The organism is Dactylosporangium sp. CA-092794 (genome assembly GCF_050948465.1).
In the GTDB taxonomy this organism is placed as follows: domain Bacteria; phylum Actinomycetota; class Actinomycetes; order Mycobacteriales; family Micromonosporaceae; genus Dactylosporangium.
On the sequence record NZ_CP192044.1, the window covers coordinates 12,967,707 to 12,988,218 of the forward strand.

The 20,512-nt window shown below is 70.1% G+C and carries 18 protein-coding genes; 7 read left to right on the plus strand and 11 right to left on the minus strand.

Annotated elements, in window-relative coordinates; genetic code table 11:
• Nucleotides 1-36: 36 nt before the first annotated feature.
• The 5 genes from rplI to ACQPXD_RS56290 form a co-directional block, all read right to left on the minus strand.
• Complete coding sequence (gene rplI / locus ACQPXD_RS56270) at nt 37-486, minus strand: 50S ribosomal protein L9 (RefSeq protein WP_432833458.1); 450 nt, start codon at nt 484-486, stop codon at nt 37-39.
• A 14-nt stretch (nt 487-500) separates the two neighbouring features.
• Complete coding sequence (gene rpsR, locus ACQPXD_RS56275) at nt 501-740, minus strand: 30S ribosomal protein S18 (protein ID WP_223100246.1); 240 nt, start codon at nt 738-740, stop codon at nt 501-503.
• A gap of 20 nt (nt 741-760) precedes the next feature.
• Nucleotides 761-1,297: a single-stranded DNA-binding protein gene (locus tag ACQPXD_RS56280; protein WP_432833460.1), complete on the minus strand. Its 537-nt coding sequence runs from the start codon at nt 1,295-1,297 to the stop codon at nt 761-763.
• 118 nt (nt 1,298-1,415) lie between these two features.
• On the minus strand, nt 1,416-1,706 hold the full coding sequence (gene rpsF / locus ACQPXD_RS56285; RefSeq protein ID WP_033359943.1) for a 30S ribosomal protein S6: 291 nt from the start codon (nt 1,704-1,706) through the stop codon (nt 1,416-1,418).
• Nucleotides 1,707-1,934: 228 nt separating this feature from the next.
• Entirely contained in the window at nt 1,935-2,792 is an 858-nt protein-coding gene (locus ACQPXD_RS56290) for a hypothetical protein (protein ID WP_432833463.1), read from the minus strand.
• Nucleotides 2,793-2,992: 200 nt separating this feature from the next.
• Between ACQPXD_RS56290 and ACQPXD_RS56295 the strand changes: the two genes are divergently transcribed.
• Entirely contained in the window at nt 2,993-3,766 is a 774-nt protein-coding gene (locus tag ACQPXD_RS56295) for a deoxyribonuclease IV (RefSeq protein WP_432833464.1), read from the plus strand.
• Nucleotides 3,767-3,924: 158 nt separating this feature from the next.
• Nucleotides 3,925-6,165, plus strand: a complete 2,241-nt coding sequence (locus ACQPXD_RS56300) for a hypothetical protein (RefSeq protein ID WP_432833465.1) — start codon at nt 3,925-3,927, stop codon at nt 6,163-6,165.
• 1,201 nt (nt 6,166-7,366) lie between these two features.
• On the opposite strand, the gene ACQPXD_RS56305 is transcribed toward ACQPXD_RS56300, so the two are convergent.
• From ACQPXD_RS56305 to ACQPXD_RS56320, 4 genes are all read right to left on the minus strand, one after another.
• Nucleotides 7,367-8,845: a glycosyltransferase family 87 protein gene (locus ACQPXD_RS56305; RefSeq protein WP_432833466.1), complete on the minus strand. Its 1,479-nt coding sequence runs from the start codon at nt 8,843-8,845 to the stop codon at nt 7,367-7,369.
• 4 nt (nt 8,846-8,849) lie between these two features.
• Nucleotides 8,850-10,058: a glycosyltransferase 87 family protein gene (locus tag ACQPXD_RS56310; RefSeq protein ID WP_432833468.1), complete on the minus strand. Its 1,209-nt coding sequence runs from the start codon at nt 10,056-10,058 to the stop codon at nt 8,850-8,852.
• Between the two features lie 84 nt (nt 10,059-10,142).
• Nucleotides 10,143-12,674, minus strand: coding sequence for a transglycosylase domain-containing protein (locus ACQPXD_RS56315; protein WP_432833470.1), 2,532 nt, complete (start codon nt 12,672-12,674; stop codon nt 10,143-10,145).
• A gap of 403 nt (nt 12,675-13,077) precedes the next feature.
• On the minus strand, nt 13,078-13,503 hold the full coding sequence (locus tag ACQPXD_RS56320) for a DUF5318 domain-containing protein (protein WP_432833472.1): 426 nt from the start codon (nt 13,501-13,503) through the stop codon (nt 13,078-13,080).
• A gap of 184 nt (nt 13,504-13,687) precedes the next feature.
• On the opposite strand from ACQPXD_RS56320, the gene ACQPXD_RS56325 reads away from it, so the two are divergent.
• Nucleotides 13,688-14,290, plus strand: coding sequence for a PadR family transcriptional regulator (locus ACQPXD_RS56325; protein ID WP_432833474.1), 603 nt, complete (start codon nt 13,688-13,690; stop codon nt 14,288-14,290).
• Nucleotides 14,291-14,313: 23 nt separating this feature from the next.
• Nucleotides 14,314-15,393: an inositol-3-phosphate synthase gene (locus ACQPXD_RS56330; RefSeq protein ID WP_432833476.1), complete on the plus strand. Its 1,080-nt coding sequence runs from the start codon at nt 14,314-14,316 to the stop codon at nt 15,391-15,393.
• A gap of 51 nt (nt 15,394-15,444) precedes the next feature.
• On the opposite strand, the gene ACQPXD_RS56335 is transcribed toward ACQPXD_RS56330, so the two are convergent.
• Complete coding sequence (locus ACQPXD_RS56335) at nt 15,445-15,918, minus strand: methylated-DNA--[protein]-cysteine S-methyltransferase (protein WP_432833478.1); 474 nt, start codon at nt 15,916-15,918, stop codon at nt 15,445-15,447.
• Between the two features lie 95 nt (nt 15,919-16,013).
• Here ACQPXD_RS56335 and ACQPXD_RS56340 point away from each other — a divergent pair, with 95 nt between their 5' ends.
• The 3 genes from ACQPXD_RS56340 (at nt 16,014) to ACQPXD_RS56350 (ending at nt 19,544) form a co-directional block, all read left to right on the plus strand.
• Complete coding sequence (locus ACQPXD_RS56340; RefSeq protein ID WP_432833480.1) at nt 16,014-16,514, plus strand: NfeD family protein; 501 nt, start codon at nt 16,014-16,016, stop codon at nt 16,512-16,514.
• A 43-nt stretch (nt 16,515-16,557) separates the two neighbouring features.
• Nucleotides 16,558-18,078 carry a flotillin family protein gene (locus ACQPXD_RS56345; protein WP_432833482.1) on the plus strand — a complete coding sequence of 507 codons (1,521 nt, stop codon included), beginning with the start codon at nt 16,558-16,560 and terminating at the stop codon, nt 18,076-18,078.
• A gap of 95 nt (nt 18,079-18,173) precedes the next feature.
• Nucleotides 18,174-19,544: an MFS transporter gene (locus ACQPXD_RS56350; RefSeq protein ID WP_432833484.1), complete on the plus strand. Its 1,371-nt coding sequence runs from the start codon at nt 18,174-18,176 to the stop codon at nt 19,542-19,544.
• On the opposite strand, the gene ACQPXD_RS56355 is transcribed toward ACQPXD_RS56350, so the two are convergent.
• Nucleotides 19,538-20,386, minus strand: coding sequence for a hypothetical protein (locus ACQPXD_RS56355; protein ID WP_432833486.1), 849 nt, complete (start codon nt 20,384-20,386; stop codon nt 19,538-19,540). The two genes, ACQPXD_RS56350 and ACQPXD_RS56355, sit on opposite strands and share 7 nt — an antisense overlap.
• Nucleotides 20,387-20,512 lie beyond the last annotated feature (126 nt).

Consider the following 20,512-nt stretch of genomic DNA (forward strand, 5'->3'; position numbering starts at 1 on the left):
GGCCCCGGCGATCCGCCGGGGCCCCTTTGCATGTAACTACTTCGCGGCCGAGACCTTCAGCGTGAAGACCGCGGCGACCTCGGGGTGCAGCTTGATCTGCACCTTGTAGTCGCCGACCGACTTCACGTGGCCCGGCAGCTCGAGGCGGCGCCGGTCCAGCTGCGGGCCGCCGGCCTTCTGCACGGCCTCGACGACCTCGGCCGGGGTGACCGAGCCGTAGAGGCGGCCTTCCTTGCCGGCGCGCACGGACAGCCGGACGGTGAGGCCCTCGAGCTGGGTCTTGACCTCGTTGGCGTGCCCGAGGTCGCGGATCTCCCGGGCCGAGCGGGCCCGCTTGATCGTCACGATCTGCTTCTCGGCACCCCTGGACCACGGGATCGCGAAGCCCTGCGGCAGCAGGTAGTTACGCCCGTAGCCGTCCTTGACCTCGACGATGTCGCCGGGGGACCCGAGGCCGCTGACCTCCTGGGTGAGGATGATCTTCATGTCGGCCCGCCCCCTTAGCGCGTGGTCGCGGTGTAGGGCAGCAGCGCCATCTCGCGCGCGTTCTTGACGGCGCGCGCGATCTGCCGCTGCTGCTGGGCGGTCACGCCGGTCACCCGCCGAGCGCGGATCTTGCCGCGGTCGGAGATGAACTTCCGCAGCAGCGCGGTGTCCTTGTAGTCGATGTAGGCGATGCCCTCCTTGTCGAGAGGGTTCACCTTCTTCTTCGGTTTGCGCAGGGCCGCAGCCTTCGCCATTGCTCTTGCTCCTGATGCCATTAGAACGGGGGCTCGTCGTCGAAGGATGAGCTCGACCTGCTGCTGCTGCCGCCGCCGGCCGGGGTCGCGTTGGCCCACGGGTCGTCGTTGTACCCGCCGCCGCCACCACCGCCTCCGCCGCCGGCGCCGTTGCCCGAACCGAAGCCGCCGCCACCACCGCCGGAGCTGCGCGACATCTTCTGCACCTTGGCAGTCGCGTAACGCAGCGACGGGCCGATCTCGTCGACCTCCAGCTCGATGACGGTGCGCTTCTCACCCTCGCGCGTCTCGTAGGTCCGCTGCTTGAGCCGACCGGAGACGATCACCCGGGCCCCCCGCTGCAGCGACTCGGCGACGTTCTCCGCCGCCTGCCGCCAGACCGTGCAGGCCAGGAACAGCGGCTCGCCGTCCTTCCACTCGTTGGTCGAGCGGTCCATGAACCGGGGGGTCGAGGCCACCCGGAACTTGGCGACCGCCGCTCCCGACGGAGTGAAACGCAGTTCAGGATCGTCGGTCAGGTTGCCTATGACCGTGATCGTGGTATCTCCCGCTGCCATATGAGTCAACTCCTCGCGCGCTGGTGTATGGCCACCATGTCACAGGGGTACGACAGTTTTCCCGTCGCGCCCGCGACGCATGGCCGGGCGAAGCAGATCGATCTCGCCCGAATCCGCGTCAGCGGACCTCGGGCCGGATGACCTTGGTGCGCAGCACGGACTCGTTGAGTCGCAGCTGACGGTCCAGCTCTGCCACGGACTCAGGCGAGGCCTGAAGGTCGATGACGGCGTAGATACCCTCGGTCTTCTTGTTGATCTCGTACGAGAGGCGCCGGCGGCCCCACACGTCGAGCTTCTCCACCGAGCCACCCGACGTCCGGATCACGTTGAGATACGTGTCGAGCGACGGGGCGACGGTGCGCTCCTCGAGACTGCCGTCGAGGATCACCATGATCTCGTAATGACGCAAGACGTTCTCACCTCCTACGGGCTAAGCGGCCGCGGTCCATCCGCGGCAGGAGGTCATGCGTCGTCCACCACGCAGAGGGCGATGGACCGAACCAGAGTACACGCTGAGGTGTCAAGACAGAAAAAGACCGCGGGGCGCGTCATCCGCTTCGTTGGGTGGGACCTGGGGAGGAACGACCACACCGGTGCGTTGGATGACGGCGCCCCGCGGAGCTATGGAAATTGTACCTTAAGCGAAGCTAGTCCGTGATGCCCGCTGAGCAATAATAGCCCGAATTGCGGCGATTCCCACGCCGACCACGCAGACCGTCGCGACGAGCGCCAGCAGGCCGGCCGGGCCGTTGCGCGCCGGGCCGCTCGCGGCCACCGGCTCCTCCACCGTTACCCGGTCGTCGGCCGCTCCACTCGGGTCCACGCCCACGCCCGGCGCCGCCGTGGCGCTCGGGTCCAGCAGGGCCGGGTCGATCGGCTCGGTGCCCAGGTCGTCGGCGGTGTCGGTGGCGGCCGGCGCGGCGGTCTGACCCTGGGCGGTGCGCGTACCGCGGGCGGCGGCGCCGGTGCGGTCGGTGATCACGTTGTTCGCCGCGCCGGCCGCGGCGCCCGCGGGGCCGTTCGGCGGCGCCTGGGTCTTCGCCGGCGCCGTCTTCGCCGGGCCCGTCGTGCTCTGCCCGGCGGGCGCGGCCGGCGGCGCGGTCACGCCGACCGAGACCGGCTTGAACTGCTGTACCACGCCGACGCCGCAGTCGAAGGTCATCGCGACCTCGACCGGGCCCTTCTTGAAGACCACCGGCACCTGCTGATTGGGCGGTACGGAGGCCACCGACTTGCCGTCGACCTTCAGGAACGCATCCTGACCGAGCCGGTTGACGAAGTTGACCCGCGAGTCGGCCGGCACCGACACGTCGCCGGCGCTCGGCTCCGACTTGCACACGAGCAGGCTCAGCACGCTGCCGCCGGTAAATTCCACGGTCGGCGTGGCGGGGGCGGCGCTCACCGGGCCGGCGGCCACGGTCAGGGCCGCGGCGGCGAGTGCCGCGGCGGTAGCCGCCAGGCGGACTGCCGATCGGTGTCCGGACAAGTTAGCCATCCAGGGTTGGGGATCGATTTGGGGGTCGTTCCATCGAGCTGTGCCAGCCTCCCGCGGCTCGCCGAAGCGATCACGGGCGGCTACGTGCGTAACGACGCGATCGACGGGACGGTGACGGAAGCCGCGCATTCCGGACGCTTCGGTCGCCGCTCGGAGACGGGTCGAGCGAAGTGTCGTACCCTCGTCGTAGGCTCTGCGGCATGCGAATCGGTGCTCACGTCGACCCCGCTGAGCCGCTGGCCGAGGCAGCCGCGCGCGGCGCGGACCTCATCCAGTTCTTCCTGACCGACCCGCAGGGCTGGACCGACCCCACGGACCGCGATGACGCGGAGGCGATCCGTGCGGCCGAGGTCGGCGTTTACATCCACGCGCCGTATCGGATCAACGTCGCGTCGTCCAACAACCGCATCCGCATCCCCAGCCGCAAGCTGCTGTTCAGCCATGCGGCCGGCGCGGCGAAGGTGGGCGCGCAGGGCCTCATCGTCCACGGCGGCCACGTCGAGAAGGCCGAGGGCCTGAGCGCGGGCTTCGACAACTGGCGCAAGACCTTCGCCTACGCCGCCGACCAGGGCGGGTTCGCCACGCCGGTGCTGATCGAGAACACGGCCGGCGGCGACAACGCCTGCGCCCGCCGCCTCGACAACCTCGCCCGGCTGTGGGACGCGATCGGCGACTACGAGGTCGGCTTCTGCCTCGACACCTGCCACGCGCACGCCGGCGGCGAAGACCTGCTCGGCATCGTCGACCGGGTCAAGGCGATCACCGGCCGCATCGACCTCATCCATGCGAACAATTCGCGCGACGAGTTCGACTCCGGCCGCGACCGGCACGACAACATGACATCGGGCGAGATCGACCCGGAGCTGATCGTGGCGGTCATCCGGGCCGCCGGGGCACCGGCGCTCGTGGAGACACCGGGCGGCGCCGAGAGCCAGGGCGCCGACATCACCTACCTGCGGGAGCGGCTGGCGTGAGCAACGTTTCGTCGGAGCCGACGGTGTCCGAGGAGCCCTCGTCGGAAGAGCCTGCTCCGGATTCGGTACTGCGAGATGCCCCCCGAACCGCCCAGCCCCACCCGTCCACGCGGGAGAATCCCAACGGGGCGGACGGCCACCACAAGCAGGACGGCAGGGTGGACGAGGAGACGGACGGCCCCCGCACCGCGAGCGGCGCCACCGACGCCGAGCCGGAGCACGCGGGGCTGCCTGACGCTGTGTTGCCTGACGCTGTGCTGCCTGACGCCGAGCTGCAGGGCGCGGAGCCGGAGGACACGGAGCCGGAGGCGGAGGCGGCAGCGGCCTTGGCGGACGACCACCGCGGCGACGGTGGCGCACCGGGCCGGGCGAGCGGTCGCGGCAGCCGCGGCGGTGCTCGCCGCGCGGCCAAGACCACCGCGAAGGCCGAGCCCGCCACCGACGCTCAGCCTGCCACCGACGCTCAGCCTGCCGCTGACGCTGAGCCCGAGACCGCCGTGGGGGCAGGAGCCGACGCCGCTGCAGGGGTCGAGGCGGCCAGCGATACGGACAAAGCGGGCGTAAAGGGCGGCGAGGAATCGGAGGCGCCGGGGGATCCGTTCTCCGCATTCGCGCCCGAGCCCGAGTATGTGCCGGGGCGGGCGCGGCGCGTCGCCGCCCGGGTCGGGGCCGCGGTGGGGCGGTTCTTCGCGCACGAGTGGACCCTCGCGGCGCTCGGTTCGGTGGCGCTCGCGGTCGTCATGACCTGGCCGGCGCTGCGGCATCCGGCCAGCACGATCCCCCAGGACATCTGGGACCCGACGTTACAGGCCTGGCAGATGTCCTGGGCCGGGCACATCCTGACGACCGACCCGCTGCGGCTGTGGCAGGCCAACGCCTTCTATCCCGATCAGTACAGCTACGCCTTCTCCGACACCCTGTTCGGATACGCGCCGGCCGGCATGATCGGGTCGGGGCAGATGGCGGCGCTCGTGCGGTACAACATCATCTTTGTCTTGATCTTCGCGCTGGCCTTCTTCGGCGCCTATGCGCTCGTGCGGCAGCTCGGGGCGGGGCGGACCGGGGCCGCCGTGGCCGGTGCGGCGTTCGCCTACGCGCCGTGGCGCCTCGGCCAGGCCGGTCACCTGCACGTGCTGTCGATCGGCGGCATCGCGCTGGCGCTGGCGATGCTGGCGCGCGGGCACGGGTTCTCGCTGCGGCGCGGCTACGAGCCGGACAAGCGGCGATGGGGCTGGGTGCTCGCCGGCTGGCTGGTCGCGGCCTGGCAGATCAGCCTCGGGTTCGGCATCGGCATCCCGTTCGCGTATGCGTTGCTGATCATCGTGCTGGTCTCGGCCGTCATGTGGGGCTACCGGCACGTGCGGCGGCCCGCCGACCGCCGGCCCTTCGGGTGGAAGCTGCTGCTGACCAACCTGGGCGGCGGGGTGGTGTTCGCCGCGGTGAGCGCCATGATGGCCTACCCCTACCTGCAGGTCCTCAAGCAGCACGCCGAGGCCAAGCGCAGCGCGGAGATCATCTCGCTGTTCTCGCCGCCGCTCAAGGGCTTCTTCATCTCGCCGCCGGAGTCGTGGCTGTGGGGCGACGCGTATGCCAACGCCCGGTCCACCCTCGGCTGGGCGCCGGAGATGGCGCTGCTGCCGGGCTTCTTCCTCTACGGCCTGGCGTTCGTCGGGCTGTTCGTCTCCGTGTGGCGGCTGCAGCACCGCGTCCTGCTCGGCCTCGGCGTCGTGGTGACGACCATGCTCGCGATGGGCTCGCACGGCCCCGACGGCGGCGAGATCGGCTACATGGCGCTGTACCGCTGGCTGCCCGGCTTCGAGGGCATCCGCACCTCCGGCCGGCTCATGGTCTGGGTGACACTGTTCCTGGCCCTGCTCGCGGGCGGCGCGGTGAGCGCGTTCACGGAGCGCGCCGTCGAGCTGTTCGCCGACCGGACGCACTCCGACGTCGGCACCCAGGCCGGCGTGTGGCGGATCGTCACCCTGATCCCGCTGGTCCTCGTGCTGGCCGAAGGCGTGCACAAGCCCGGCCCCAACCCGGAGGTGCCGACGTCGCCGATCGCGATGAGCACCTTGCAGGGCCCGCTGGTCGTGCTGCCCACCAACGAGCTGTTCGACATGAACGTCATGCTGTGGAGCACCGACGGCTTCCCCAAGATGATCAACGGCGGCAGCGGCTTCACCCCCGACGACCAGGAGACCCTCCGCCTCAACCTGCAGCAGTTCCCCGACGAGGCAACGGTGACGCAACTGCGCGAGCTGCAGATCCGCACGGTGGTCGTGCTCCGCGACCACGCCGTCGGCTCGCCCTACGCCCACGCGATCGACGCCCCGATCGACGGCCTGGGCCTCACCCGCACCGAACAAGGCAACGTGATCCTCTACAAGATCGACGGCTGACCCTGGCGCCCCCACCCCAGCACCACCGACCTCCGCGAGCCACCCCGAGCGCAGCCACGTATACGAAGCCAGCGCCTGATCGCGCTTGGTTGACGTCATGGGGCCAGGCCACGACCGCCGCACACTGGGCGTCAATGGTCACCGGCGGGGCACAGCCGGTCATGACGCCGACCCTTGCCCGGCGCGGCCCGGCCCGACCCTTGCCCGGCGCGGCGCGGCGCGGCACGGCACAGCTGCGCCACGAACACCGTCCCCCGCCCCACCCCGGCTCGCCCCACCCCGGCTCGGCTCGGCCCGCCCCGCCCCGGCTCGGCACGGCGGGGCGGGGCGGGCGCGGCGGACGTTGCGTATGTCGCACCCGCCGGGCGCACCATCCGATCCGCACGGCCGGGGCGGACGTATGTCTCCGTGATCATGATGCCCGCGGTGACCGCACACCGGGTTTTTCATGATCCCGGAGACTTCTGGTACACGGGGGTACATCAGCACTCCGTGATCATGAAAAACCGTTGGTGTCGGTGCCAGGTTCGGCATGATCGCGGAGACTTCCGGTCGCTGCGGCCTGTAGTGCCCGGCATGTGAGACGTGATCGCCGATCGTGCCCGCCCCGGGGTGCCTGGACGCGCGGGCCGGGCACCATTTGGTCGCCGGCGGGGATGACGGCCAGCGGTGTCGATTCCGGGTGGCGCCGGCCGGTGCGGGGGTGCGGGGTCCGGGCGGAGCACGGCGGCTGCGAACCGGCCACGCCGGCCGCACGCGCAACATCACGGCCGTGCCGGGCCGGCGACGTCACGCCCAAGAGGGCGGGCTTAGGGCGCGGCGCCCGGCCGACAAGCAGGCGGGCCGCGCATGGCTGGCGGTCGGGTCACAGAGCTGCGGCCATGTCGGGGCCGGGGACCAAGGGTCGGGGACCAAGGCGTCGGGGGCCAGGGGCCGGGGGCCAGGGACCAGGGACCGAGGGGCCGAGGGGCCATGGACCAGGGACCGGGGGCCAGGGACCGAGGGGCGAGGGGTCGGGGGTCGAGGGCTGTGGGACGGGGGTCGGGAGGGCCGGGACCGATCGCCGGGGCGAGGGCCGGGCGAGCGGCGGCGGTAGAGGACGGGTAGGAGGCCTCGGCGGAGGTTGGCGGAACGCTAAGGACGGCGACCCGGCTCGAGGTGGGGCATCGAGCCGGGTCGTTGTTGATTCACGTGAAACCGGCTAAACCGCTCGGGCCAGGGCTGGGGAGGGTGGGGGTTCGAGGGGCTCCTCGTTGAGGTGGTCGTCGTTGTAGACGCCGCCGTCGGGGTCCTGGCCCTCGTAGGTGTGGCGCACGACGTCGGTCTCCGGGTGGCGGATGTCGTGGATGACGAAGCCGACCACGACGGCGAGGGTGACCAGGCGCAGGAGTGAGGCCAGCACGAACACGCCTTCGGGGAAGACCTGGCGGCCGGAGGCGCCCATGAGCTCGCCGTAGAAGGAGACGAAGTAGAGGACCTCGGCCACCTGCCAGGCCAAGAATGCGCCCCAGCGGGGGCGGGCCAGCACGGCCAGGGGGATCAGCCACAGGACGTACTGCTGCGACCAGACCTTGCCGGTGATCAGGAACGCGGCGACGATCAGGAACGCCAGTTGGGCGAGGCGGGGCTCCTTCGGCGCGGTCAGGCCGAGGATCAGGATGCCCGCGCAGCAGATCAGGAACAGGCCCAGGTAGAGGATGTTGAGCGTGGCGTGCTGGGGGTCGGTGTCGAGGTTCTGGAAGAACGGGAAGCCGTACTGCCCGGAACCGCGCGGGAAGTGCGCCCCGATGTACCACAGGGTGCCCCAGTCGATTCCGCGCAGCTGGTTGAACTGCCAGAACTTGACCCACGCGTCCCAGAAGAAGAAGGCGACGGGCGCGTTCAGCGCGAGCCAGGTGACGGCGCCGGTGCTGACGGCTATGAAGAAGTCGCGCCATTTGCCGGTGCGGATGCTCAGCACGAGCAGCGCGCCGATGATCAGCATCGGATAGAACTTCGCCGCGGTCGCCAGGCCGAGAAAGACGCCGGCGAGCACGGGTTTTCGTTTGGCCCAGTAGGCCATTGCCACGGCGGTGAGGCCGACCGTGAACAGGTCCCAGTTGACGGTCGCCGACACGAACAGTGCCGGCGCCAGGGCGAGCAGGGCGGCGTCCCACGGGCGGCGGCGGCGCACCGCGAGGGTGGCGGCCACGGCCACGATGCCGAAGGCGCCGAGGACGATGGCGTTGACGTCGTAGAACGTCTGGCCGTCGTTCTGGACGATGCCGCGCTGGTGCAGGTCGTGCACCGGCAGGCCGAGGACGCCCATGAACGCGCCGGTCAGCACCGGATACTCGACCTGGTGGTCGGCGTAGGGGACCTGGCCCTCGTTGAGGCCCTCGGCGTAGTAGAGCGCGAGGACGTCGGTGTAGCAGAAGTACTTGTACTGCTTCATGTCCACCCACGCGGCGTCGCGGCAGGGGGACTTCTGCATCCAGTGGAAGCTCAGCATGGCGCAGATCAGCAGGAGCACCACGCGGGCCGGCGTCCAGAACCGGCCGCCGCCGGGCAGCCAGCCGCGCCGGACGGCGTGAGAACCGAGAGGGCCGCCGATCGACTCGGACAGGCCGTTGATGAAGCGGTCGGAGTTGGCGGGCTCGTCGACCACATGCTCAGGGCGCACACTCGGCTGGATCGGCATTGCGTCACCGTACCGTCGCGGGCTCGGAGGCGGGTGAAAGGCCCGGCGCGAGGCGGGAGTCCGCGCGGATCGGCAGGGCGAACAGCAGGGCGACCATCAGCAGCAGGTACCAATTCTTGATCAGGAAGCCGGGCACGCCGTGGCCCCAGGGGTCGACCGGCAGGCCCTGCTCGAACCAGGACACCAGGCCCAGCCCCACGGTGACCGCGATGACCACGGCCAGCCAGGCCCGGCGGCGCACCGCGGCGAGCACGATGATCGCCGGCACGAACCAGTAGATGTGGTGGACCCAGGTGATCGGGCTGATCAGGCAGCCGACGAGGCCGGTGAGGGTCAGGCCGGCCACCTCGTCGCCGGCGAGCGCCGCGCGGCGGGCCCGCCAGAGCCCGAAGCCCAGGGTCGGCAGCGCCAGCGCGGCCCAGATCAGGGTGTTGGCGTCGTGCGGGGCGGCGAACCGCGCCAGCATGCCGTAGTAGGACTGGTTGAACGTGTAGGCGGCGTTGCCGATGCCCTCGCCCTGCCACAGCGCGTCGGTCCAGAAGTCCCAGGAGGCGCGCGGACCGATGGCGGCCGCCACCAGGCTCGCCGCCGCGCCGCTCGCGATGGCCGTCAGCCCGGCCCGGTAGCGGCGGCTGATCAGGAGGTACACGATGAAGATGGCCGGGGTGAGCTTGATCGCGGCGGCGATGCCGATGAGCACACCCGCCCACTTGCTGCCGCGGGGCAGCAGCACGAGCAGGTCGGCCAGGATCAGCAGGATCAGGACCATGTTGATCTGGCCGAACGTGTAGTTTTCCCGGATCGGCTCCAGCGCGCTGATCACGGTCAGGGCCAGGATGAGGGCGAAGGGCAGGTTCCAGCCCTGGCGCCGGGCGATCGGGGCGACCAGCCAGTAGGTGGTGACGAGGGTGGCCGCGACGGTGATCACGCTGTAGAGCACGACGGCCGGGATCCAGGGCAGCACCGCGAACGGCACGAGCACCAGCGCGCCGAACGGCGGGTAGGTGAAGCCGAGGGCACCCTGCGTGTCGTCGGGCTTGACGTAGTCGTAGAGGTCGTGGCCGCCGAGCCACCAGTTCACGGCCTGGCGGTAGATGCCCAGGTCGAACCAGTCGTGGCGGTTGCGATACCAGATGTGGCCGTAAACGACGAGGGCCACGAAGAGCCCGAGGAGCACCCACCGGACGACGACCTTGCGCCTGTCCGCCTCCAACGCATACACCCCCAAATCGATGCGGCCACGGTCCCGGCGAACATACCGCCGGAGCCGTGGCCGCACGCAGCCACCCTTCGGTGACTAGCGTCTTCGGGTGGGTGAGGTGGTCGGGAATCCGTTGCCGCCGCCGTTGCCGCCCGGGTTCTGCGTCTGCCCGTTGCCGCCCTGGTTGGGGTCGCCCGGGATGCCCGGGCCGCCCGGGTTGTTCGGGTCGGGGAACACCGGCACGCTCGGCTGCGGCGAGACGCCGGTGCCCACGTCGATCCGGCCGGTCATCTTCGGCGGCGGGAAGCCGATCTTCGGCTCTTTGAGCTTCGTCAGCGCATCGTTGAGGAAGTCGTGCCAGATCGGACCCGGTAGCGAACCACCGATGATGGCCTTCTTGTTCTTGTCGATAAGCGGCTGTTCCTTGTCTTTGTTCCCGACCCACACCGCGACCGCCAGGCCGGGCGACTTCTTGGACGGGTCGTAGGCGCTGTAGCCAACCATCCAGGCGTGCGCGTTGCCCGAGGCGTTGACGCCGTACTGCCAGGTGCCGGTCTTGCCGGCGACCTGCCGCCCGTCCTTCATCGTGAGGCCGTAATGCTTCGGTACGCGCTGCAGCACCGTGTTGAGGTCGTCGGCCATCTGATCGGTGAAGCCCGGGATGCGCTTCGGGTTGATGACCTCGGCGTAGGTCTTCGTGCTACCGGTCCACACCTCCTTGAGGAAGTGCGTCTTGGCGGCCAGGCCGCGGGCGGCGAAGGTGGCGATGCCGCCGGCGTGCTCGAGGACCGTTACCGGATACTGGCCGAAGCCGACCTCGGTCTGGAAGTACTTCGGCGACACCTTGGCGCCGTCGTTGGCCACAAGGTCGATCTTGGTCGGCTTGTTGTCGACGGTGGCCCACATGTCGGTGATGCCGGCGGCGCGCGCCGTGTCGATCACCTTGGCCGCGGTGACCTTCTCGGTGAGCGCGAAGAACGGCACGTTGAGCGACATTTCCGTGACCTCTGCGAGGGTGCACCACTTGCCGCTGCCGGATTCGCACTTGGGCGACGACGGGGAGCCGTCGCCGGCGTTCTTCACCGGGTTGCCGTTCTTGGCGGTACGGCCGCTGGCCGGGAAGTCCTGCGGGGACTCACCGTTCCACATCGAGTCGATCCGGTAACCGGCCATCAGGCCGGTGGCCAAGGTGTAGACCTTGAACGTCGAGCCGGGCGGGTGGCCGCCGCAGCAGCTGTCCTTGCCGTCGCCGAGAACTGGATCGTTGTAGTAGCCGGCATAATCGTTGCCGTTGCCCGAGTCGCCGCCGTAATACGCCCTCACCGCACCGGTGCCGGGCTCGACCGCGACGAGCGCGGCCTGCAGGTTGTCCTTCTGGCCGTCCATGTTGGAGTCTTTGTTGCGGCTCGCCTCGCGCACCGCGATCGGCTGCACGTCCTTGTCGATCGTCGTGACGATCTTGAGGCCGCCGTTGCGAATCCGGTCGAAGTTCTTGTTGCCCTCGCCGTCGGTGTCCTCGTAGAGCAGGTCGCCGGTCTTCGGGTCCTTCAGCGCCGCGACCTCGCCGAGGACGTGGTGAATGATCAGACCCTCGGGCCGGTCCAAGTTCTGCGCGTTGGAGTTGTTGGCACGCGCCTGCGCCGGGGTGAGGATCGTGGTCGGATACGCCATCTTCTGGGGCGCCTCGGCCTCGGAGCAGAAGCCGAGCTTGAGCATCTGGCCCTTGATGTAGTCGAAGCGCTCCTGGGCCTGCTGCTTGTCGATGTTCGGGTCAAACGGGCTGCCCTTGCCGGTGCCGTAAGGGTTCTTGATCAGGCCGGCCAGGAACATGCCCTCGTTCATGTTCAGCTGCTCAGTGTGCTTGCCGAAATACGCCTGCGCCGCCGCCTCGATGCCGGAGGCGCCCCGGCCGAAGTCGACGATGTTGAGGTACATCGCCATGATCTCGTCTTTGCTGTACTGCTGGTTGAGCTTCAGCGCGATGACGGCCTCGCGCACCTTGCGCGCGTAGGTGACGCCCTCGAGGTCGGCCCACTTCCGCGCATACTGCTGACTGATCGTCGAAGCGCCCTGCCGGTCGCCGCCGCTGACGTTGTTCCAGGCGGCGCGGATGACGCCCTTGTAGTCGACGCCGTCGTTGGTGTAGAAGCTGTTGTCCTCGGCCGCGACGACCGCGTGCCGGACGTCCGGCGGGATCTTGTCGATCGGGACGACCGTGCGGTTCTCGCCGATGCGGCCCATCGGGGTGACGCCGTCGGAGTAGTAGATCGTGGTCGACTGGTTCAACGTGAGCTCGTCGGGCAGGGCGACCTGGTCGAAGTAGTACGTACCACTGACCATGCCGATGCCCGCGATCATGATGAACGCGGCGATGGCGGCGATGATGATGTTGCGGCGGCGGCGCTTCTTCGCCTTGGCCGTGCCGCCCGGGCCGCCCTTGCCGCCCCGGTTCGGCGGCCCGCCGCCCGGTGGCCCGGCGGGCCCGCCCGGGCCTTCGAGGATGTCGCCGACCGGCGCGGCGCCGACGACGGCGCGGCCGACCGTGGCCCGGCCGGAGGCGCCCGCGCCCGGCACCGACGCGGAGCCCACCGTGGCGCGGCCGGTCACCGGCTCGCCGGTGGGGGACACCCGCGCGGCTCCCACGCTCGCTGATCCGACACTCGCGGAACCGACGCTCGCCGATCCGCTGGCACCGCCGACATTGGCCCGGCCCACGCTCGCGCGCCCCACCTGCGCCCGGCCGGCCGGCGGGGCCGGTGACCCGGGTGCATTGAAGGATGGCGGTTCCGGCTGGATTCCGGGAACCTGCGCGCGGCCCGATTGGGGATTGCTCGGGTCACCGTAGTTCATTCGTCCCACCTTGCCGGTTGCATCGTTGTCGCATGCTCCGTCGCCGTCATGTCTGTGAGCTGAGCCACTCCGGCGGCGGCCGGTACGGCTCGGCCCGGTTGGCACGCACGCTGGGCCCTAGCAGGCAGCGCGCGAACTTCGGCCCCTCGTTGATGACAACGCGCCGAGACGCGCAAGAGGTTCACTCGGCCGCGCCTCCCCGCAGCCGCGACGGCCGTTCGCCGTCGTCGGGCTCGGCGGTCAGGCCGTCCCGGCCGAGGAGATACTGCTCGACGAGGTGGTTCCAGCCGCACGCGCGGCAGACCTCCACCACGTAGACGTGAAACTCACTCAGCGTCATCGCCAGGATGGGCAGCTCGGCGAGGCGCCTGGCCTGGCCGGAGGACTGCCGCAGCTCATCCCCGTAGATGTAATGCACGTGGGTGAGATTCTCACGGCGGCAGACGGGGCAGAGCTCGTCCGTAGGCTCGCCGTGGAATTTCGCTGCGCTCTTCAGGTATGGCGACGCGTCGCACACCTCATAGGTGCCGACGCGGCCCGAGTGCACCTCACGTAGCAGGGCGCGTCTCCGCAAGGAGAAGTCAACGACCTGACGCTGGGTACGCATGGGGCCGAGGGTACGCGGTCCCGCCGGATGAGGCGACCTCGGTCACGATCGGTAGTCGTCCGATAGACGACCAGCGCTGTGTGCGAAGCCACTTTGGCGGTTTTGTTGCATCCGCCCCGGCCGCGGCTTACCGTTCGATGTATCGGCCCGATACATCGGGCGGGTTAATGGGAGGAGGCCGGGAGTGCTCGATCTGGCGATCCTGGGTCTCCTGCACGAGTCCCCGATGCACGGTTACGAGCTGCGCAAGCAGCTGACGACCAAGCTCGGGGCGTTCCGCTTCGCGATCAGCTACGGCTCCCTCTATCCGACGCTGCGCCGTCTGCAGGCGGACGGCTGGATCACCGAGGGTGCGCCGCCGGCGGGCAAGCCGGCGAGCACCGAGGACGTGCCCCTGCTCACGAGTAAGCGGGGCCGCGTGGTCTACACGATCACCGCCGAAGGCAAGGAGCACTTCCAGGAGCTGCTCAGTGCCGCCGGCCCCGAGACCTACGACAGCGAGGCCGGTTTCGGGGTTCACTTCGCGTTCTTCGCCCGCACCGACCCGGCCACCAGGCTGCGAATCCTGGAGGGTCGCCGGCGGCGCGTCGAGGAGCGCCGTGAGGGCCTGCGCGATGTGCTCGGCCGGGCCGCCGAGCGGCTCGACGCATACACGCTCGAGCTGCAGCGCCACGGCCTCGACGCCTGCGAGCGCGAGGTCCGCTGGCTCGAAGAGCTCATCGCGAACGAACGCAATGGCACCACCCCTCAGCCGCCTTCGGCAGAAGGACCGGAGCGGTCATCGTGAACAACAAGAAGGAGGCATCCGCGATGAGCTCCGTCCGCGTTGCCATCGTCGGTGTCGGCAACTGCGCCTCGTCCCTGATTCAGGGCGTGGAGTACTACCGCAACGCCGACCCGAATGACCGGGTACCGGGTCTGATGCACGTCAAGTTCGGCGATTACCACGTCGGCGACGTCGAGTTCGTGGCGGCGTTCGACGTCGACGCGAAGAAGGTCGGTCAGGACCTCGCGGCCGCGATCGGCGCCAGCGAGAACAACACCATCAAGTTCTGCGACGTGCCGCCGACCGGCGTGACCGTCCAGCGCGGCCCGACGCTCGACGGCATGGGCCAGTACTACCGCGAGATCATCGAGGAGTCCGACGAGCAGCCGGTCGACGTGGCCGCCGCCCTGCGCGCCGCGCGGGTCGACGTGGTCGTGTCCTACCTGCCGGTGGGCTCCGAGGCGGCCGACAAGTTCTACGCGCAGTCCGCGATCGACGCCGGCTGCGCCTTCGTCAACGCGCTGCCGGTCTTCATCGCCTCCGACCCGGTCTGGGCGCAGAAGTTCGCCGACGCCGGGCTGCCGATCGTGGGCGACGACATCAAGAGCCAGGTCGGCGCGACGATCGTGCACCGGTCCCTGGCGAAGCTGTTCGAGGACCGCGGCGTCGAGCTGCTGCGCACCTACCAGCTCAACTTCGGCGGCAACATGGACTTCATGAACATGCTGGAGCGCACCCGCCTGGTGTCGAAGAAGATCTCGAAGACCCAGTCGGTGACGTCCCAGATTCCGCACGAGATGGTGAAGTCCGACGTGCACATCGGCCCGTCCGACCACGTGCCGTGGCTCGACGACCGCAAGTGGGCGTACATCCGCCTGGAGGGCAAGTCCTTCGGCGACACGCCGCTGAACGCTGAGCTCAAGCTCGAGGTGTGGGACTCGCCGAACTCGGCGGGCGTCATCATCGACGCGCTGCGCGCCGCGAAGATCGCCAAGGACCGCGGTATCGGCGGCCCGATCCTGTCGGCGTCGAGCTACTTCATGAAGTCGCCGCCGGTGCAGTACAACGACCACGCCGCGCGCGAGTCGGTGGAGCAGTTCATCAACGGCGAAATCGAGCGCTAGATCCGAGCACAGGGTCGGCGCGCCCCCGCGAGGGCGCGCCGACCCCTTTTTTTATCCGAGCCCGAATTCGCGCTCGATGCGGACGCGGGCCTCCAGCTCCAGCAGCACCTTCTTGCGCCACAGGCCGCCGCCGAAACCGACGAGTTTGCCGTCGGCGCCGACCACCCGGTGGCAGGGAATGATCACCGGAATTGGATTGCGGTTGCAGGCGGTGCCGACGGCGCGGGCCGCGTCCGGCTCGCCGACCGCGGCCGCGATCTGGCCGTAGGTGCGCATCTCGGCGTACGGAATCACATAGAGCTGACGCCAGACCGCGCGCTCGAACGGCGAGCCGCCCGGCACCGACAGGGGCACGGTGAAGGTGACGGCCTCGCCCGCGAAATAGCGGGTCAGTTCGTCGGTGGCCCGCTCGAGCACCTCGTCGGGGGGTGACACGGCCCGGTCGGGCGGCGCGCCGCCGAATCGGATCCGGCAAATGCCGGCGTCGTCCACCGCCACGCCGAGCGCATCGATCGGCGCCTGCACCTCAACCCACCGCACGGCGTCGATTCTGCTCCTTTCGCCGGACGGGCCGGGTGGCGCGCTCGGGCTACCCTCCAGTTGCCTGGAGGGAGTGGACGGTGGAAACGACGTTCCTCGTCATCGGCGGCCTGGGCGTCGTCGTGCTGGCCCTGTCCGTGCTCGTCGGGGACCTTTTCCACTTCGGCCATCCCGACGCCGCCGGGGCGTTCTCGGTGCCCGCCGTGGCGGGCTTCATCGGCGCGTTCGGCTTCGCCGGGGCCGCCGCGGCGGCGCTGACCGGCGGCGGCGGCCTGCTGGTGCCGGTGGTGGCCGGCGTGGTGGCCGCGCTGCCGACCGCCTGGCTCGCCACCCGGCTGGCCCGGATGGCGATCAACATGCGCACCGACGCCACCCCCACCCAGCACGACATGATCGGGACCACCGGCGTGATCGTGACCGCGATCACCGGCAGCGGCTACGGCGAGGTCCGCATCTCCCTCGGCGGCCAGCCGGTCAAGCTCAGCGCCCGGTCCGACCGGCCCATCCCGCTGGGCGCCCGGGTGCTCGTGATCGAGGCGACCAGTTCCACCAGCGTGATCGTGGAAGAAACCCCCTTGTAGGGGTCCCTTTTTTGGAAGTACCCCCCGGAAAGAAGGGAAACGGATGGACACTGTTTTGCTGGTCGCGATCGGCGGCGCCGTGCTGCTGGTCCTGTTCCTGGTGATCTTCATCGTCTCGCGGATCAAGGTGGCCGGCCCCAACGAGGCCTTCATCGTCACCGGTCGCAAGGGCAAGTCGGTCCAGGGCGTCGACGGCACCCGCTCGACCGACCTGTCCGGCCAGAAGGTCGTCATGGGCGCCTCCGTGTTTGTGATGCCGATCGTGCAGAAGCTGCAGGTCCTCGACCTGTCCAGCCGCCGGATCCACGTCGAGATCACCGGCGCGGTGAGCAAGCAGGGCATCCGCGCCAACCTGCAGGGCGTCGCGATCGTCAAGGTCGGCGGCACCGAGGACGCGATCCGCGCCGCGGCCCAGCGCTTCCTCAACCAGCAGCAGGGCATCGACCTGTTCACCAGCGAGGTCCTGGCCGGCGCGCTGCGCTCGATCGTGGGCCGGCTGACCATCGAGGAGATCATCCGGGACCGCACCGCGTTCGCCGGCGCGGTGGCCGAGGAGGCCGAGCACTCGCTGACCAACCAGGGCCTGGTGCTGGACACCTTCCAGCTGCAGGACATCTTCGCCGAGGGCTCCTACCTGGCCGACCTGGGCCGGCCCGAGGCGGCCCGGGTGCTGCGCGACGCGTCGATCGCCGAGGCGCAGGCCCGGCAGGCCGCCGAGTCGGAGCGGCTCAAGTCGGAGGAGGCGATCGCCGAGGCCAACCGCAACCTGTCGCTCAAGCAGGCGTCCATCCAGGCCGAGATCGACGCGGCGAGGGCGAAGTCGGCCGCGGCCGGCCCGCTCGCCCAGGCCGAGCGCGACCAGTCGATCCTCGCCGAGCAGCAGAAGGTGGCCGAGCGCAACGCCGAGCTCAAGCAGCGCCAGCTCGACACCGAGGTGCGCAAGCCGGCCGACGCCGAGCGGTACCGGGTGGAGCAGGAGGCCGAGGCCGAGAAGAACGCGGCGATCGCCAGGGCCGAGGCGCAGCGGCAGGCGACCATCGCGGCCGCCCAGGCCCAGGCCGAGCAGTCCCGGCTCACCGGTGAGGGCGAGCGGTCCCGCCGCGCCGCGCTCGCCGAGGCCAACGCGATCGAGGGTGCCAAGGAAGGCGAGGCGGAGCAGCGCCGGCGCGTCGCCATCGCGGAGGCCCTGGAGCGCGAGGGCACGGCCGAGGCGTCGGCGATCCTGGCCCGCGGCCAGGCCGAGGCCGAGGCGATGAAGCTCAAGGCCGACGCGTTCGCCACCTACGGCGAGGCCGCGATCCTCGACCTGCTCGTCCGGGTGATGCCGGACGTGGTCAAAGCGGCCAGCGACCCGATGGGCAACATCGACAAGATGACCGTCATCTCGACCGACGGCGCGTCGTCGCTGACCAGGTCGGTGGCGAACAACGTCGCGCAGGGCCTGCAGCTGGGCACCGACCTGACCGGCATCGACCTGGCCAAGCTGCTCAGCCGGCTGGGCGGAGCGGCGGACGACGCCGAGCCGGTCAACGGCCGGCCCGCGGTCGAGGCGCCGAAGTCCTGACGAAATCCGGTTGAGGGCCCGCACCGCAGGATGGTGCGGGCCCTCGCGCCGTCAGGGCGGCGTCGCGGCGGCGCCGGGCGCCGTAGGCTACTGCCGTGTCCGCCGTCGTCGCCGCCCGCACGCAGTCCCATTTCGTACGGGCCGTGCTGCGGCAGCGCGGGTTCCGCCGGCTGGTCGGGATCCGGATGGTCGCCCAGGTGGGCGACGGGCTCTTCCAGGGCGCGCTGGCCGGCAGCGTGCTGTTCAACCCGGAGCAGCGCGCGGGCGGCATGGCGATCGCGGCCGGGTTCGCCATCCTGCTGCTGCCGTACTCGCTGGTCGGCCCGTATGTCGGCGTGTTCCTCGACCGGTGGCGCCGCCGCTCGATCATCAGCGTGGCCAACCTGGTCCGCGCGGTGCTGGTGCTGCCGATCGCGCTCTACGTCTGGCAGGGCGAGAAATCGCCCGTGCCGTTCCTGCTGGCGCTGGTCGTGATCGGGCTCAACCGGTTCTTCCTGGCCGGCCTCTCCGCCGCCACGCCGCACGTGGTCGCCGACCACATGCTGGTGACCGCCAACTCGTTCTCGGCCACGCTGGGCTCGCTCAGCTACTCCGTCGGGCTGGGCATCGGCGCGGCGCTCATCAAGACCGTGCTGGCCACGACGTTTCACGGCTACGCGCTGGTCGCCGCGGGCGCCGCCGTCTTCTACCTGTTCTCGGCCCTCGCCGGTTGGGCGTCATTCGGCGCCGACGAGCTCGGCCCAGAGGCCGGGCAGCGGCGGGGCGGCTCGATCCTGACCGCGCTGGGCGAGACCAGCCGCGGCACGGCGGCCGGCGTCCGGCATCTCGCGGCCAAGCGCGGCGCCGCCTACCTGCTGCTCGCCCAGGCCATGTTCCGGCTGTTGTACGGCGTGATCCTGCTCGCCAGCCTGTTGCTCTTCCGCACGGTGTTCAACCACGGCGACGACGTGAGCGACTCGTTCGGTACCCTCGCGAACGCTTTTGCCGCGGGCGGCGTCGGCATGATCATCGCGTCGTTCATCACGCCCCCGATCACGCGCCGGATCGGCGGCTGGCGCTGGGTGACGGTCGTGCTGGCCGCGACCGGGGCGGCCATTCTCGGCTTCGGGCTGCCGTTCGACCCCGTGCTGCTGCTCGGCGCGGTCTTCGTCATCAATCTGGCCGCGCAGGGCATCAAGATCGTGACCGACACGTCGCTGCAGCACGAGTGCGCCGACGAATTCCGCGGCCGCGTGTTCAGCATCAACGACACCGCGTTCAACGTGACCCTGGTGATCGGCATGTACATCGGCGCGCTCACCCTGCCGGAGAACGGCCGCTCGGCGACCGTGGTGAGCGTGGTAGCGGCCGGATATCTGCTGGCCGCGGCCGGCTACGCGGCCCTGGGCGGCCGCTGGGCCCGCCGGGTCGGCGACGACATCGCCGGCTCGGGCGGGCCCCGTGACCCGATAGCGGTGGATCAGTAGCTGGAGCTCGACTTGTCGGCGGTCTGGCTGATCTGCGGCGTGGTGATGGTCAGCGTGTTGCCGGCGCAGGTGTACTTCGCTGGGTCGTCGGTGGCTTCGAACGGCTCGTTCTCGTCGATGTTCGCGGCCGGCGCCTTGAAGTTCATCGTGCCGCTGGACTGCACGTTGGAGTAGGTCAGGCTGCCGTTGACGGTGGCCACGCCGGCGCTCGCCGACGCGTTGACCGTGATCGTGAACGACACGCTCGCCCCCTGGGCGCTGGCAGTGCCGGTGAACGTGGCGTTGTTGTACGTCTCGGTCATCTTGCCGTCCGGCGTGAACTTGATCGTGGAGCCGTTCTTCTGCAGCGTGACCGGAACGTTGCCGACGCCCTCGACGACCATCTGCTCGGTGTACGACTTCGTGGTCCACGTGCCGACCAGGCACTCGTCGATCGCGGCCGACGGCTTGGTGCTCGGCTTGTCGGTGGCGGTCGGGCCGTTGGTCGGGCCGGCCACCGGGGTGTTCTTGTTGTCCCCGCCGTTCTTGAGCGCGGCGACCACGACGATCGCGACGACCAGGAGCACGAGCACGCCGGAGAGGGCCAGGACCGGCACGAGGAACTTGTTCCGGCTCGGTGCGCTCGGGGCGGCGCCGTAGGTCGCGCCGTAGGCGGTCGGCGGCGCGCTGACGGGGTCGGAGTACGACGGAATCGAGCTCGCAGGGTATCCGGCATAGGGCTGCTGCTGTCCGCCGTACGGTGCGCCGCTGTAGGGCGTGCCGCTCGTCGGCTGCTGCGGCGCCTGCGGGACGCCGCGATATGTGCGGCACTGCGTGCAGTAGCCGTTCGCATCAATGCCCATGCCGCCGCAGGTTGGACACGGCTGCATGTCTGCCTCCAGATTTTCGGTCTTTCCGGGGGTTACCGGCCCCACAGGGTGTGGCCGACGAGGGGGATTCGTGCTAGCGACGGTAGCCCACCGGGTCTA